The organism is Rhodanobacter sp. C06 (assembly GCF_002001105.1).
In the GTDB taxonomy this organism is placed as follows: domain Bacteria; phylum Pseudomonadota; class Gammaproteobacteria; order Xanthomonadales; family Rhodanobacteraceae; genus Rhodanobacter_A.
This window is the reverse complement of record NZ_MUNP01000080.1, coordinates 15,147-29,898: the sequence shown is the minus strand read 5'-3', so window position 1 is coordinate 29,898 and position 14,752 is coordinate 15,147. Positions and strand designations below refer to the sequence as shown.

The window sequence follows — 14,752 nt, the reverse complement described above, 5'->3', positions numbered from 1 at the left end:
CGTGACCTTGGCGAAGCATGACCGTGCCCACACGGACATAGCGTAGGAGCGCATCCTGTGCGCGATTGCCTTTGGTTCCGGTCGAAGCGCCAGAGCCTTCGCGCACAGGGTGCGCTCCTACGGCGGCTCCGCCAGCCGCACCCGCAACGTGCACAGCCCCGCCACCAAGAGGCTGGCGCCGCCCGTCGCCAGCGCCCACACCGGCTGGCCGTGGAAGCAGCGCTTCAGCAGTTCGCCCAGCACGCTGGCGGCGACCAGCTGCGGGATCACGATGAAAAAGTTGAAGATGCCCATGTAGACGCCCATCTTCGCCGCAGGCAGGTTGTCGGAAAGCATCGCGTAGGGCAGCGACAGGATCGAGGCCCAGGCGAAGCCCACGCCCAGCATCGGCAGCAGCAGCCAGTGCGGATCGCGGATGAACAGGAACGCCAGCAGTCCCGCACCGCCCAGCCACAGATTGAGCAGGTGGCTCGCGCGCAGGCCCCAGCGGCGCACCATCCACGGGATCGCGAACGCGGCCAGCGCCGCGCAGCCGTTGTAGACGCCGAACAGCACGCCCACCCAGTTCGCCGCCTCGTTGTAGCGCGCCGAGTGCGCATCGGTGACGCCGTACTGCATTTGCGCCACGGTGGCGGTGGCGTAGATCCACATCGCGAACAGCGCGAACCACGAGAACAGCTGCACCCAGGCGAGCTGGCGCATCGCGGCGGGCATCGCGTGCAGGTCGCCCAGCACGTGGCCCAGCAGGCCACGCTGCCGATTCAATGCGGGCCGCAATTTCAGTGCGAGGTTGTAGCCGAGCAGCAGCAGGCCGTACAGCGCCAGCCCGGCGGCCAGCAGGTACACCTCGTCGCGCAGCCGGTAGCGCTGGATCAGCCACGCCGCCACGCCGCCGGCCAGCAGCCACGCGGCGCCGTTGCGCCAGATCCCGTGCAGCGCGGGCAGCGCATCGGCGTCGGGTGCGGGGTCGAAGGCGCGCAACTGCTCCGGCGGGTATTCGCGCGTGCTCGCCACCGTCCACAGCACCGCGCCCAGCAGCGCCGCGCCGCCCGCGTAGAACGCGTACTTCACCGTGTCGGGGATGACGCCCGGCGGCGCCACGTTGCTGACGCCGAGGTGGGTGAGGATCCACGGCAGCATCGAGGCGATCACCGCGCCCGTGCCGATGAAGAAGCTCTGCACCAGATAGCCCAGCGGGCGCTGGCGCACCGGCAGCTGGTCGGCGACGAAGGCGCGGAACGGCTCCATCGCCACGTTGAAGGTGGCGTCCATCAGCCACAGCGCGATCGCCGCCATCCACAGCGTGCCGGCGTTCGGCATCCACAGCAGCGCCAGCGTGGCCAGCAGCGCGCCAGCCAGGAAATACGGGCGCCGGCGACCCAGCCGCGTCCAGGTGCGGTCGGAGCAGTGGCCGATGATGGGCTGCACGATCAGCCCGGTGATAGGCGCGGCCACCCACAGCAGCGGGATCTGTTCCAGCGAGGCGCCCAGGGTCTGGAAGATGCGGCTGACGTCGGCGGTCTGCAGTGCAAAGCCGAACTGGATGCCGAGGAAGCCGAAGCACATGTTCCAGATCTGCCGAAACGACAGCTCGGGGCGCGCGATCGCGCCGCCGGCGGGGTGCGTGCCGTGCCGCGATGCCTGGAGGGATGACGTCAAGGAGATGATCCTGCGCGAGGCGAGTCGTGCAAGCTTAGGCAGCATCGCAATGCAGCAACCAGTGTTCACAAGCGTATTCATTCGAAAGAGTCGCCAGTCGCGACGGGCAGGATGCGAACACGGTCGCGGCTCCGGCACGTTGTCACTTGCCGTTGGCTGGATTTCACGAACGGCGTGCTTTGATGGCGCGATCGCGTTCCTGCCGTTGCCACGGATACCGCCATGAGCCGCCCGTTACGCCTGTGCCTGTGCGCCCTGCTGTCGATGCTCGCGACGACGGCGATGGCGCAGATCGAGATTCGTCCGTTGGCGGAACAGGCGCCGCCAAAGCCGGTGCCGCTGGGTGCGCATCAGCTGATGGCGGACGATGCCGGTGCGTGGCTGGACGGCCTGATGCCCTACGGCCTGGCGAAGAACGACCTCGCCGGCGCGGTGGTGGTGGTCGTCAAGGGCGGCCAGGTGCTGCTGGCGAAGGGTTATGGCCACGCCGACGTGGCGGCGGGCAAGCCGGTGGATCCGGCCAGCACGTTGTTTCGCGCGGGCTCGATCTCCAAGCTGTTCACCTGGACGGCGGTGATGCAGCTGGTGGAGCAGGGCAAGCTCGATCTCGACGCGGACGTGAACCAGTACCTCGACTTCAAGATACCGCCGAAGGACGGCCAGCCGGTGACGTTGCGCGAGCTGATGACGCATACGCCGGGTTTCGAAGAGACGATCAAGAACCTGTTCGCGCCCGATGCGCGGCACTTCCGCGGCAACGCGGCGTGGGTGAGGGAGTGGGTGCCCGCACGCGTGTACCCGCCGGGCCAGGTGCCGGCGTATTCCAACTATGGCGCGGCGCTGGCGGGCTACATCGTGCAGCGTGTGTCGGGCCAGCCGTTCGACGATTACGTCGAAGCGCACATCCTGCAGCCGCTCGGCATGCAGCACGCGACGTTCCGCCAGCCACCGCCGGCCGCGCTGGCACCGTACATGGCGAAGGGCTACGCGCAGGCCGGTGCGCCGCCGAAGCCGTTCGAACTGGTGAACGCGGCGGCGGCCGGCGCGCTGTCGGCCAGCGGCGAGGCGATGGCGCGCTTCATGCTCGCCGAGCTGCAGGGCGGCAGTTACAACGGCGCTCAGATCCTTGCACCGGCCACGCTGCGCGAGATGTTCGATTACCGTCGTGCCGCGGTGCCCGGCTTGCCCGCGATGGCGCTGGGTTTCTATCACATGGATCGCAACGGCCAGGACATCCTCGGCCACGCCGGCGACACCCAGTGGTTCCACAGCGAACTGGCATTGTTCCCGCAGCAAGGCGTGGGCGTATTCGTGGCCATCGACGGTGGCGGCGATGGCGGCCTGCGCAAGCAGCTGCTGGATGGCTTCACCGATCGCTATTTCCCGGCGCCGCCGGAAGTGGCGCAACCCGCCTTGGCGAGCGCGCGCAAGAACGGCGCCCTGCTGGTGGGGCGTTATGCGAACAGCCGCGCCTCGCAGTCGAACTTCATGGCGATGCTGGGCCTGTTCTCGCAGGTGCGCGTCGAGCAGGCGGTCAACGGCGAACTGGTGACGCCGGATTTCCACAACCTCGCGGGCGCGCCGCGGCACTGGCGCGAAGTGGCGCCGTTCCTGTGGCGCGCGGCGGACGGCCACGAGCTGCTCGGCGCACGGGTGGAGCAGGGCCGGGTACGCTGGATCTCGATCGACGCGGTCTCGCCGGTGATGGTGTTCCTGCCGGTGTCGGCTTGGCGATCGGTGGCGTGGAACCTGCCGCTGCTGGTCCTGATCGTGCTGGTGTTCGCGTTGGCGGCGCTGTTGTGGCCGGTGGCTGCGCTGGTGCGGCGCGCCTGCGGCAAGCCGTTCGCGCTGGCGGGGCGGGCGCGGCTCTGGTACCGGCTGAGCCGCGTGGCAGCGATCCTGCAGCTGCTGTTCTATGCCGGCTGGGCCGGCGTGCTGGCGCGCCTCGACGCGAACATCGCGGCCATGAACAGTGGCTTCGACGGCACGCTGCGGTTGATCCAACTGGTCGGCGTGCTGGCGGTCCTCGGCATCGCCGCGGCGGCGATGAACGCGTGGCATGCGTGGCGCGTGCCGGGCGGCTGGTGGCGCAAGCTCAACAGTCTGGCTCTGCTCCTGGCTTGCCTCGCCACGCTGTGGTTCATCGCCAGCCTGCATCTGCTCGGCCTGCACTTGAACTATTGAGCGGGCCCGCGGTATCCGTGTTCGCGCCGGGCGACGGTATGCTTTGGATCGGTTGAAGCGGTCATGGGATGTCGTTCCACGACTTTGTGCCCGATTTATTGCGGTGCGGCATGCGCCATGGCCGGGTCGGTGTTAGCGTCCACATGGATCGATCTAAATCGGTGGCGACAGTGGCCGTGACGGCGCCTGCCCGGGCCCGACGATGCGGTTCCCGGAATGCGGGCGAGATTATAGAGGGGCGGGCGATGGCAAACCGGATGGCGCGGCGCACGATGGGGGCACGCATGGAGCGCCGCACGCATGAGCGGGCAGGCGGCTTGGGACGCTGGCTGGCAGGTGCACTCCTCGCCGTCGCGCTGGGTGCGCCGCTGCCAGGCATCGCGGCAGGGCTGGCGACGCAGTCGCTGGACGCCGGCTGGCAGTTCCGGCTCGCGCCAGGTGACCGCCACGCCGCGGCGCACCCGCAAGCCGCGCAATGGCTGCCGGCGACCGTGCCCGGCACGGTGCAGACCGACCTGATGGCCGCGAAGCTGGTCGCCGATCCCTATGTCGCCGACAACGAGGCGAAGATCCAGTGGGTGGGCCTGTCCGACTGGCAGTACCGCAGCACGTTCACCGTGGATGCGGCCACCTTGGCGCGCAAGCACGTCGAGCTGGTGTTCGACGGGCTGGACACGTTCGCCGACGTCAAGCTCAACGGCCACCCACTGCTCGCCGCCGACAACATGTTCCGCCGCTGGCGCATGCCGGCGAAGGCGTGGCTGCACGCGGGCGCGAACACGCTGGAAGTCACCGTGCATTCGCCGATCGCGCGGCTGCAGCCCTGGCTGCTGAAGCAGCCGTATGCGTTGCCGGGCGAGTTCGACTCGGCCTTCGGCGACGAGCCGGAGGGCAAGCAGACGGCGAACTACGTGCGCAAGGCCGCCTACCAGTACGGCTGGGACTGGGGCCCGCGCATCGTCACCGAGGGTATCTGGCAGCGCGTGAAGCTGGAGAGCTGGGACACGCTGCGCCTCGCCGACTTCCATGTCGCGCAGCCCAAGGTCGATGCCGATGTGGCGCAGCTGCAGGCGCAGTTGCGCATCGCATCCGATGTGGCGGGCAAGGCGCAGGTCACGCTGCGCTGGCGCGCACCGGACGGCGGCACGCAATCGCTGCGGCGCGAGGTGACGCTCAAGGGCGGCGACAACGAAGTGTCGCTGCCGTTCGAGATCGCGCATCCGCAACGCTGGTGGCCGGTGGGTTACGGCAAGCCGAACCTGTACGACTTCCACGTCGATGTCGCGGTGGACGGCAAGAAAGTCGCCAGCGCCGAGCGCGAGACCGGCCTGCGCCGCGTCGAGCTGCTGCGCCAGAAGGACCAGTGGGGCAAGAGCTTCGCGTTCGTGGTGAACGGCGTGACCATCTTCGCCAAGGGCGCGAACTTCATCCCGATGGACAGCTTCCCGAACCGCGTCACGCCGGCGCGCATCGATGCGATGTTGCAGTCGGCGCGCGACGCCAACATGAACATGCTGCGCATCTGGGGCGGCGGCTATTACCTCGAGGACGCGTTCTACGCCGAGGCCGACAAGCTGGGCCTGATGGTGTGGCAGGACTTCATGTTCGGCGGCGCCATCCCGCCCTACGCCGCGGCCTTCCGCGACAACACGCGCGCCGAGGCGATCCAGCAGGTGGATCGCCTGCGCGACCATCCGTCCATCGTGCTCTGGTGCGGCAACAACGAGGTCGAGACCGCGTGGGAGTCCTGGGGCACCAGCCTGGATTTCCAGAAGGCGCAGGGCAAGGCCGAGAGCGCACGCGTCGAACAAGGCATGCGCGAGCTGTTCGACCACACGTTGCGCGACGCGGTCGCCTCGCAGTCGCCCGAAGTGCCGTACTGGCCCAGCACGCCCAGCAGCGACTACGACGGCAAGGCGAACGTGCTGGACGACGGCGACTACCACTACTGGAACGTGTGGTCGGGCGACGCACTGCCGGCCACGACCTACCTCGACGTCACGCCGCGCTTCCAGTCCGAATACGGCCTGCAGTCCTTCCCGGCCATGGCGACGCTGCGCAGCGTGCTCGAGCCGGCCGACCTCGCCATCGACTCGCCCGTGTTGCGCGCGCACCAGAAATTCGACAAGGGCAAGGGCAACCAGCGCCTGCTGATGTACGTGGAACGCGAGTACGGCAAGCCTAAGGACTTCGCGTCGCTGGTGTATCTCAGCCAGGTGATGCAGGCCGAGGGCATCCAGCTCGCCGCCGAGCACTTGCGCGCGGCGCGCCCGCAGAGCATGGGTTCGCTGTATTGGCAGCTCGACGACGTGTGGCCGGGCGTCACCTGGTCCAGCGTGGATTACTACGGCCGCTGGAAGGCGCTGCAATACCACGCGAAGCGTTTCTACGCGCCGCTGCGCGTGGTGGCGATCCGCAAGGATGGCCATGTGAAGGTGTCGCTGGTCTCCGACCGCACCGTGCCGCTGGCCGCCGAGCTGCGCGTTCGCGTGCTGGACATGGACGGCAAGACCGTGTGGGAACACACGCAGCCCGCGCAGGTGGCGGCGCTGGCCAGCACGCCGACGGGCGACTACACCGATGCGCAACTGCTGCACGGCGCCGATCCGCACCGCACGGTGGCGGTGTTCGAGCTGCTGGATCACGGCAAGCCGCTCAGCCGCCATCTGGTGTATTTCGCGCAAGCGAAGGATCTGCATTTGCCCGATCCCGGACTCGAGGCCGAGCTGTCCGCCGATGGCCGCAGCGTCACGGTGAGTGCGCAGCACTTCGCGCGCGAAGTATGGATCGATTTCGGCGACCTCGATGCGCGCCTGTCCGACGATGCCTTCAACCTGCTGCCCGGCGAATCGGTGACTTTGCAGGTGGAAAGCAAGGCCGATCCCGCTGCACTGCGCAAGGCCTTGCAGCTGCGCAGCCTGTACGGCGCCACGGTGGCCACCCCGTGACGACAGCTGCCGCCTGCACCGCGCTGTTCGCGTTGCTGTTGGCGGCGGGTACCGTGGCGCAGGCGCAGGATGCGTCCGCTCGCGCGCAGGCGCTGGTGGCGCAGATGACGCTGACGGAGAAGGTGGCGCAGCTGCAGAACGACGCGCCGGCGATTCCTCGCCTGGGTGTGCCGGCCTATGACTGGTGGAACGAGGGCCTGCACGGCGATGCCCGCGACGGCCATGCCACCGTGTTCCCGCAGGCGATCGGCCTGGCCGCGAGCTGGGACGCGCCGCTGCTCGAAGCGGTGGGCACGGCGATCTCGGTGGAGGCGCGCGCGAAGTTCAATGCGGTCGGCGCGGGCAAGGCGCACGCGCGCTACCAGGGCCTGACGATCTGGTCGCCGAACATCAACATCGACCGCGATCCACGCTGGGGCCGCGGCCAGGAGACCTACGGCGAGGATCCGACCCTCACCGGCCGGCTCGCCGTGGCTTTCGTGCACGGCATCCAGGGCGACGACCCGCGGCATCCGCGCGCGATCGCCACGCCCAAGCATTTCGTCGCACACAGTGGCCCGGAGCCCGGCCGCGACAGCTTCGATGCGAAGGTCACGCCGCACGATCTGGAGGACAGCTACCTGCCGGCGTTCCGCGCCGCGGTCGTCGAGGGCGGCGCCGGTTCGCTGATGTGTTCCTACAATGCCTTGAACGGCGTGCCGATGTGCGCGAACGCGGCGCTGCTGGATGCGCGCCTGCGCAAGGACTGGGGCTTCACTGGCTACGTGGTGTCCGACTGCGACGCGGTGGGCGACATCTCGGCGTTCCATCACTACAAGCCGGACGACGCGCAGGCTGCCGCGGCCGCGCTGCGCGCGGGCACCGATCTCGACTGCGGCCACACCTACGCCAGCCTCGCTACCGCGGTGCGCAAGGGTGAACTTCCGGAATCTGCGCTGGATGCTTCATTGGTACGCCTGTTCACCGCACGCTATCGCCTCGGCGAACTCGGCGGCGACGATCCGTATGTGCATATCGGCGCCAGCGAAATCGATAGCGCCGCACATCGCCAGCTCGCGTTGCGGGCCGCGCAGGAATCGCTGGTGCTGCTGAAGAACGTGCATGACGCGTTGCCGCTGCGCCCCGGCCTGCGCCTCGCGGTGATCGGCCCGGATGCGGATACGCTGGAAACGCTGGAGGCGAACTACCACGGCACCGCGCGCGCTCCGGTGACGCCGTTGCAGGGGCTGCGTGCGCGCTTCGGCGCCGACCGCGTGGGCTATGCGCAGGGCGCGCCGGTGGCGCCCGGCGTGCCGATTCCCGTGCCGGAAACCGCGCTGCGCACGAAGGACGGCGCCATCGGCCTCAGCGGTGCGTACTACGCGAACACCGATTTCCGCGGCGCGCCGCGGCTCGCGCGCATCGACCGCACGATCGACTTCGACTGGGATCGCGTGGCACCGGCCGCCGGCCTCGATGCCGGCCATTACGCGGTGCGCTGGAGCGGCGAACTGTTGCCGCCGGGGCCGGGCGACTACGTGCTGGCGGTGCACGTGGATCGCTGTTTCGACTGCGACGCGCACGATGCGGTGCGCCTGTACGTCGACGACAAGCCGGTGCTCGTCGACGCCGGTGACGACAAGAACATGCAGGCGAAGCTGCATTTCGCCGACGACAAGCCGCATGTACTGCGCCTGGAACTGGTGCACCGCAGCCGCGACCAGGGCGTGCGCCTGCAGTGGCTGGCACCCGCCGCGGCGCAGCTCGCCGAGGTCGACCGCACGCTGCGTGCGGCCGATGCCGTGATTGCCTTCGTGGGCCTGTCGCCGGACGTGGAAGGCGAGGCGCTGAAGATCGACGTGCCGGGCTTCGACGGTGGCGACCGCACCGATCTCGCCCTGCCGGCGCCACAGCGCGCGCTGCTGGAACGCGCCGCCGCCTCCGGCAAGCCGCTGGTGGTGGTGTTGCTGTCCGGCGGTGCGGTGGCGCTGGGCTGGGCACAGCAGCACGCCGACGCGATCCTCGCCGCGTGGTATCCGGGCCAGGCCGGCGGCACCGCGATCGCGCAGGCGCTGGCCGGCGACATCGATCCGGCTGGCCGCCTGCCGGTGACGTTCTATCGCTCGGTGCGCGACCTTCCGCCATTCGCCAGCTACGCGATGGACGGACGCGGTTATCGCTATTTTCGCGACACGCCGCTGTATCCGTTCGGCTACGGGTTGAGCTATACCCGTTTCGCCTATGCCGCGCCCACGCTGTCGGCAGCCGCGCTCAAGGCCGGCGCTCCGCTGGAGGTCAGCGCGGAACTGCGCAACACCGGCGCGCGCGCCGGCGACGAGGTGGTGCAGGTCTATCTGGACTATCCGCCCTCGCCGCTGGCGCCGCGGCATGCGCTGGTCGGCTTCCGGCGGGTACAACTCGCGCCGGGCGAACGGCAGCGCGTGCGCTTCACGCTCACGGCGCGAGACTTGAGCAGCGTCGACGCGGCCGGCACGCGCGCGGTCGTGCCCGGCCGCTACCGCGTCTTCATCGGCGGCGGCCAGCCCGGCGATGCCGCGGGCGTCGCCATCCCATTCACCATCGACGGCCGCGAGGTGCTGGCGCCATGACCCTGGACTCACTCACCCGCCGCGACCTGCTCAAGCTGCTGGGCGGCAGTGCGGCGGCACTCGCGATGCCCGACTTTGCGCTGGCGGCAGCGGCGCCGGCCGCGCGCTTCGCCAGCCATCGCCCGCCCGTGGCCAAGCGCAAGTTCAGCAGCGCGGCGGTGGAGGCGGAGATCGCCCGCGTGCAGGCGAAGATCGGCGACCCCGAGCTGGCCTGGATGTTCGGCAACTGCTATCCGAACACGCTGGACACCACGGTGCAAATGGACACGCTGCACGGCAAGCCGGACACCTTCGTCATCACCGGCGACATCGACGCGATGTGGCTGCGCGATTCCTCGGCACAGGTGTGGCCCTACCTGCCGCTGGCCGCGAAGGACGAGTCCCTGCGCCGGCTGTACCGCGGCCTGATCCGCCGCCAGGCGCTGTGCATCGCTATCGATCCGTACGCGAACGCCTTCCTGCCCGATCCACGGGGCAAGACCACGCTGGACTGGGCGCAGCACGACCTCACCGACATGAAGCCCGGCGTGGCCGAGCGCAAATGGGAGATCGATTCGCTGTGCTGGACGATACGCATCGCCCACGGCTACTGGAAAGCCACCGGCGACCGCACGCCGTTCGACGACGACTGGCGTGGCGCGGTGCACCTGGTGCTGGCGACGTTCCGCGAGCAGCAGCGCAAGCATGGGCCGGGGCCGTACCACTTCCAGCGCGCATCGGCGGTGCCCACCGACACCGTGCCGCTGGGCGGCTTCGGCAATCCGGCGAAGCCGGTGGGGCTGATCTGGTCGATGTTCCGGCCTTCGGACGATGCCTGCATCTATCCGCTGTTCGTGCCGGCCAACGCCTACGCCGTGGTCTCGCTGCGCCAGCTCGCGGAGATGTCGCGTGCGCTGCACGGCGACGTCGCGTTCGCCGCCGACTGCGAGGCGCTGGCGAGCGAAGTGCAGGCGGCACTGGAACAGCATGCCGTGATGCACGAGGACGGCGCCGACTTCTGGGCCTACGAAGTGGACGGCTACGGCAACCAGTTGTTCATGGACGACGCCAATGTGCCCAGCCTGCTGTCGCTGCCGTACCACGGCTTCTGCGCGCGCGGCGACGCGCGCTACCGGCGCACCCGCGCGCGGGCATGGGGCGAGCGCAATCCGTACTTCTTCCGCGGCAAGGCGGCGGAGGGCATCGGTGGGCCGCACGAGGGCCTGCGCATGATCTGGCCGATGTCGCTGATGGTGCGCGCGCTCACCAGCGACGACGCCGGCGAGATCCGCCAGTGCCTGCATTGGCTCAAGACCACCCATGCCGGCACCGGCTTCATGCACGAAGCCTTCGATCAGGACGATCCCGCGAAATTCACGCGGCCCTGGTTCGCCTGGGCCAACAGCTTGTTCGGCGAACTGATCGCCGGACTGGCCGACCATCACCCCGAGCTGCTGCGGTAGCCGCCGCATCGACCCATCCCCGAAGGAGCCCACGAACATGGTGACCCGTAGACGATTCCTGCAAGGCGCGACGGCATTGACCCTGCTTGGCGGTCTCGATGCGCAGCGCGCACTGGCCGCGACGCACAAGCAGGCTGGCGCGGATGCGCTGTCACTGGCCAGCCTGCCGAAGAACAACGTGTCGAAGCACGTCGACATCTTCGTCGGCACCGGCGGCCACGGCCACACTTATCCCGGCCCCACGCTGCCGTGGGGCATGGTGCAGTTGTCGCCCGACACCAACAACTCCGGCTGGGACGCGTGCTCGGGCTACCACCAGGCCGATGGTTCGATCATGGGCTTCTCGCACACCCATCTCAGCGGCACCGGCGGTGCCGACATGCTGGACGTGCTGGTGATGCCCGCGCAGGGCGAGGTACTGCTCGATGCCGGCGAGCGTGGCCTGCCCGATCAGCTGTACTACTCCAAGTTCGACGGCGCGGCGCACGGGCCGCACCTCACTGCAGACGTGGTGGCGCACCCGGGCAAGGGCTATCGCTCACGCTTCGACAAGGGTTCCGAACGGGCGGTGCCGGGCTATTACCGCGTGCGCCTCACCGACCACGACATCCTCGCCGAGCTCACCGCGACCTTGCGCACGGGCCTGCACCGCTACACCTTCAACAAGCATGGTCCCGGCCATCTGCTGGTCGATTTCGCGCATGGTTACCAGGACAAGCCGGACATCCCGTGCAAGGTCACCGACGCCGAGCTGCGCCTGGTCGGCAACGACACCCTGGTCGGCGGCCGACGCGTGCATGAATGGGCCGATGGCCGCTACATCTACTTCGCGATGAAGCTGTCGCGGCCGTTCTCGCACGCCGGGCTGTATTCGGATGACAAGCCGCTGCCTGCCGGTGCGACCGAGGCCAAGGGCAACAGCCTGAAGGTCGCCTTGCACCTGGAAGACGCCGCGAAGGCGCCCTTGCTGGTCAAGGTGGGGCTCTCCGCCGTGGACATCGACGGCGCCCTGCGCAATCTCGAAGCGGAACTGCCCGACTGGGATTTCGATCGCGTGCAGCGCGCAGCCGCACAGCAATGGGAGCAGGAACTCTCGCGCATCCGCATCGAAAGCCCGTCCAACGTGGTGCTCAAGACGTTCTACAGCTCGCTTTACCACACGATGGTCGCGCCCACGCTGTTCAGCGACGTCGATGGCCGCTATCGCGGCATGGACCTCAAGGTGCATACCTTGCCGCTGGGGCAATACACCTACAGCACGTATTCGCTGTGGGACATCTACCGCGCGCTGCATCCGTTGTACACGTTGTTCCAGCCGGAGCGCATTCCCGGCTTCGCCAACGACCTGATCCGCCAGGCGAACGAGAGCCCGCAAGGCCCCACGGTGTGGCCGCTGCAGGGCGTGGAGACCGGCACCATGATCGGCTACCACTCCATCGTGCTGCTGGCCGAGGCACAGGCCAAGGGCTACCCGGGGATCGATTTCGACAAGGCGTGGCCGGTCTTTCGCAAGCGCGCCTTCGACGACGATTGGCGTGGCCTGCCGTACTACCGCAAGCTCGGCTACATCCCCAGCGACAAGGAGGGGGAGGCGGTCAGCAAGACGCTGGAATACGCCTACGACGACTGGGCCATGGCGCGCCTCGCCGATGCGGTGGGGCAGCATGCGGATGCCGAGACGCTGCGCAAGCGCTCGCGCAACTACCGCAACGTGTTCGACACCAAGCTCACCTTCATGCGCCCGCGCGACGGCGCCGGCAAGTGGATCGAGCCGTTCGATCCGCGCGAGATGGGCCACTTCGAGAAGTGGCGCGACTTCACCGAGTCCAACCCGTGGGAGGCGACCTTCCTCAACCAGCACGACTTGTATGGCTACATGCCGATGTTCGGCGGGGTGGCGGCGTTCGAGCGCAAGCTGGACGAACTGTTCACCACCAGCTCCGCGTTGCCGGCCGACGCGCCGCCGGACATCGCCGGCATGATCGGCCAGTACGCGCACGGCAACGAGCCCAGCCACCACGTAGCCTTTCTCTACGCCTATACGGGCTCGCACTGGAAGACGCAGTCGCGCGTGCGCATGCTGCTGGAAACCATGTACCCGCCGCTTCCCGACGGCATCGCCGGCAACGACGACTGCGGCCAGATGGCGGCGTGGTACGTGCTGGGCGCGCTGGGTCTGTACGCGGTGGATCCGGTGAGCGCCGAGTGGGTGTTCGGCAGCCCGCTGGTGGACCGCGGCGAGGTGACGGTGGGCGAGGGCAAGAAGCTCGTCGTCGAGACCAAGGGCAATGGCCCCGGCAAACCCTACATCCAGTCGGTGACATGGAACGGCAAGCCGTGGTCGAAGAGCTGGATCAGCCACGCGGACCTCGCCGCCGGCGGCACGCTGGTGTTCGAGATGGGCGACAAGCCGAACAAGAAGTTCGGCGCGGCCCCGGAAGACCGCCCGCCGTCGTTCGGTCGGCTGGCCGGCAAGGGCGAGGCCTGAGCGATGCGGCTCAAGCTGCATAGCCTTGGCCTGCTGCTCGCCTGTGCCTGCGCAAGCCTTGCCGCGCACGCTACGCCGCCGCCCGCGGCGTCGGCACCTGCCGAAACTGCGCCCACGGATGCGCAGCGCATGCAATGGTTCGCCGATGCGAAGTTCGGCATCTTCATCCACTGGGGCATCTACGCGGTGGACGGCATCGACGAGTCGTGGTCGTTCTACGACGGCTACGTCAGCCACGACCACTACATGCAGCAGCTGAAGGGCTTCACCGCGGCGAACTACCACCCGCAGGCCTGGGCCGACCTGATCCGCGAAAGCGGCGCGCGCTACGCCGTGCTCACCGCGAAGCACCACGACGGCGTGGCGCTGTGGGACACCACGCAAGGCCTCAACGTGGTGAAGGACACGCCGGCGAAGCGCGACCTGGTCGGGCCGTTCGTGCAGGCGCTGCGCAAGGACGGCATCAAGGTGGGCCTGTACTTCTCGCTGATCGACTGGTCGTACAAGGACTACCCCGGCTTCACCAAGACCGAGTCGCGCTACGACGCCAAGGCCGACCCCGCGCGCTGGAATCGCTTCGTGAGGTACTACCAGGGCCAGTTGAAGGACTTGTCGCGGCGCTACAACCCGGATCTCTACTGGTTCGACGGCGACTGGGAGCACAGCGCCGAGGAGTGGCACGCGAAACAGGATCGCGAGATGCTGCTGGCGCGCAACCCGGGCGCGATCATCAACTCCCGCCTCGCCGGCTACGGCGACTACGCCACGCCGGAACAGGGCGTGCCGATCACGCGCCCGCCCCAGAAATACTGGGAGCTGTGCCTGACCATGAACAACTCCTGGGGCTGGCAGCCGAACGACCAGCACTTCAAGAGCGCGAACCAGCTGATCCGCATCCTCGCCGACACCGTCGGCATGGGGGGCAACCTGCTGCTGGACATCGGCCCGCGCGCCGACGGCACGATCCCGCAGCAGGAAGTCGACACGCTGAAACAGATCGGCCGCTGGACGCACAAGCACGCCGAGGCGATCTACGGCACGCAGGCCGGCATCCCCAAGGACTACTACGCCGGCTCCAGCACGCTGTCGAAGGACGGCAGCACGCTGTACCTGTTCGTGGATGGACGACCGAACGGCCCGGTGCTGGTGAAGGGCCTGATGAACCGCGTGCTGCATGCCCGCGTGGTCGGCAACGGCACCACGCTCGACACCCAGGTGGTGGGCGGCTCGTACTGGAGCAAGGTGCCGGGCCTGCTCTACATCGCCGTGCCACCCGCCACGCTGGATCCCGAGGTCACCGTGCTCGCGCTCAGCCTGGACGGGCCGGTGCGCCTGTTCCACGACGAAGTGAAGCTGATCGAGAGCAACTGAGCCGCAGTGGGCTGCGGATGGCGCCGCCGCGGAGCCATCCGGCGGCAGCCTGCCCGATGGAAGTGACCGCCA

Annotated in this window: 7 protein-coding genes; 6 read left to right on the top strand and 1 reads right to left on the bottom strand. The window is 68.6% G+C overall.

Going from position 1 to position 14,752, the window contains the following annotated elements; all coding sequences use genetic code 11:
• Nucleotides 1-117: 117 nt before the first annotated feature.
• Nucleotides 118-1,566: an MFS transporter gene (locus B0E52_RS17795; RefSeq protein WP_254426865.1), complete on the bottom strand. Its 1,449-nt coding sequence runs from the start codon at nt 1,564-1,566 to the stop codon at nt 118-120.
• A gap of 315 nt (nt 1,567-1,881) precedes the next feature.
• On the opposite strand from B0E52_RS17795, the gene B0E52_RS17790 reads away from it, so the two are divergent.
• From B0E52_RS17790 to B0E52_RS17765, 6 genes are all read left to right on the top strand, one after another.
• Nucleotides 1,882-3,843, top strand: coding sequence for a serine hydrolase domain-containing protein (locus tag B0E52_RS17790; RefSeq protein ID WP_077485969.1), 1,962 nt, complete (start codon nt 1,882-1,884; stop codon nt 3,841-3,843).
• A gap of 245 nt (nt 3,844-4,088) precedes the next feature.
• On the top strand, nt 4,089-6,791 hold the full coding sequence (locus B0E52_RS17785; protein ID WP_305793692.1) for a glycoside hydrolase family 2 protein: 2,703 nt from the start codon (nt 4,089-4,091) through the stop codon (nt 6,789-6,791).
• Nucleotides 6,788-9,379, top strand: coding sequence for a glycoside hydrolase family 3 protein (locus B0E52_RS17780; RefSeq protein ID WP_254426861.1), 2,592 nt, complete (start codon nt 6,788-6,790; stop codon nt 9,377-9,379). Before B0E52_RS17785 ends, B0E52_RS17780 begins: the two co-directional genes overlap by 4 nt.
• Nucleotides 9,376-10,821: a glycoside hydrolase family 125 protein gene (locus B0E52_RS17775; RefSeq protein WP_077485963.1), complete on the top strand. Its 1,446-nt coding sequence runs from the start codon at nt 9,376-9,378 to the stop codon at nt 10,819-10,821. The genes B0E52_RS17780 and B0E52_RS17775 overlap by 4 nt, the downstream gene beginning before the upstream one ends.
• Nucleotides 10,822-10,858: 37 nt before the next feature.
• The gene (locus tag B0E52_RS17770; protein WP_077485961.1) at nt 10,859-13,309 is read left to right on the top strand and encodes a GH92 family glycosyl hydrolase; all 2,451 of its coding nucleotides are present in this window, start codon (nt 10,859-10,861) and stop codon (nt 13,307-13,309) included.
• Between the two features lie 3 nt (nt 13,310-13,312).
• Nucleotides 13,313-14,680 carry an alpha-L-fucosidase gene (locus B0E52_RS17765; RefSeq protein WP_077485958.1) on the top strand — a complete coding sequence of 456 codons (1,368 nt, stop codon included), beginning with the start codon at nt 13,313-13,315 and terminating at the stop codon, nt 14,678-14,680.
• Nucleotides 14,681-14,752: the final 72 nt, after the last annotated feature.

Coding starts and splice junctions, on each gene's coding strand:
- B0E52_RS17785 (WP_305793692.1), top strand. CDS start 4,089: ATGGCAAACCGGATGGCGCGGCGCACGATGGGGGCACGCATGGAGCGC.
- B0E52_RS17770 (WP_077485961.1), top strand. CDS start 10,859: ATGGTGACCCGTAGACGATTCCTGCAAGGCGCGACGGCATTGACCCTG.
- B0E52_RS17775 (WP_077485963.1), top strand. CDS start 9,376: ATGACCCTGGACTCACTCACCCGCCGCGACCTGCTCAAGCTGCTGGGC.
- B0E52_RS17765 (WP_077485958.1), top strand. CDS start 13,313: ATGCGGCTCAAGCTGCATAGCCTTGGCCTGCTGCTCGCCTGTGCCTGC.
- B0E52_RS17790 (WP_077485969.1), top strand. CDS start 1,882: ATGAGCCGCCCGTTACGCCTGTGCCTGTGCGCCCTGCTGTCGATGCTC.
- B0E52_RS17795 (WP_254426865.1), bottom strand. CDS start 1,566: ATGTGCTTCGGCTTCCTCGGCATCCAGTTCGGCTTTGCACTGCAGACC.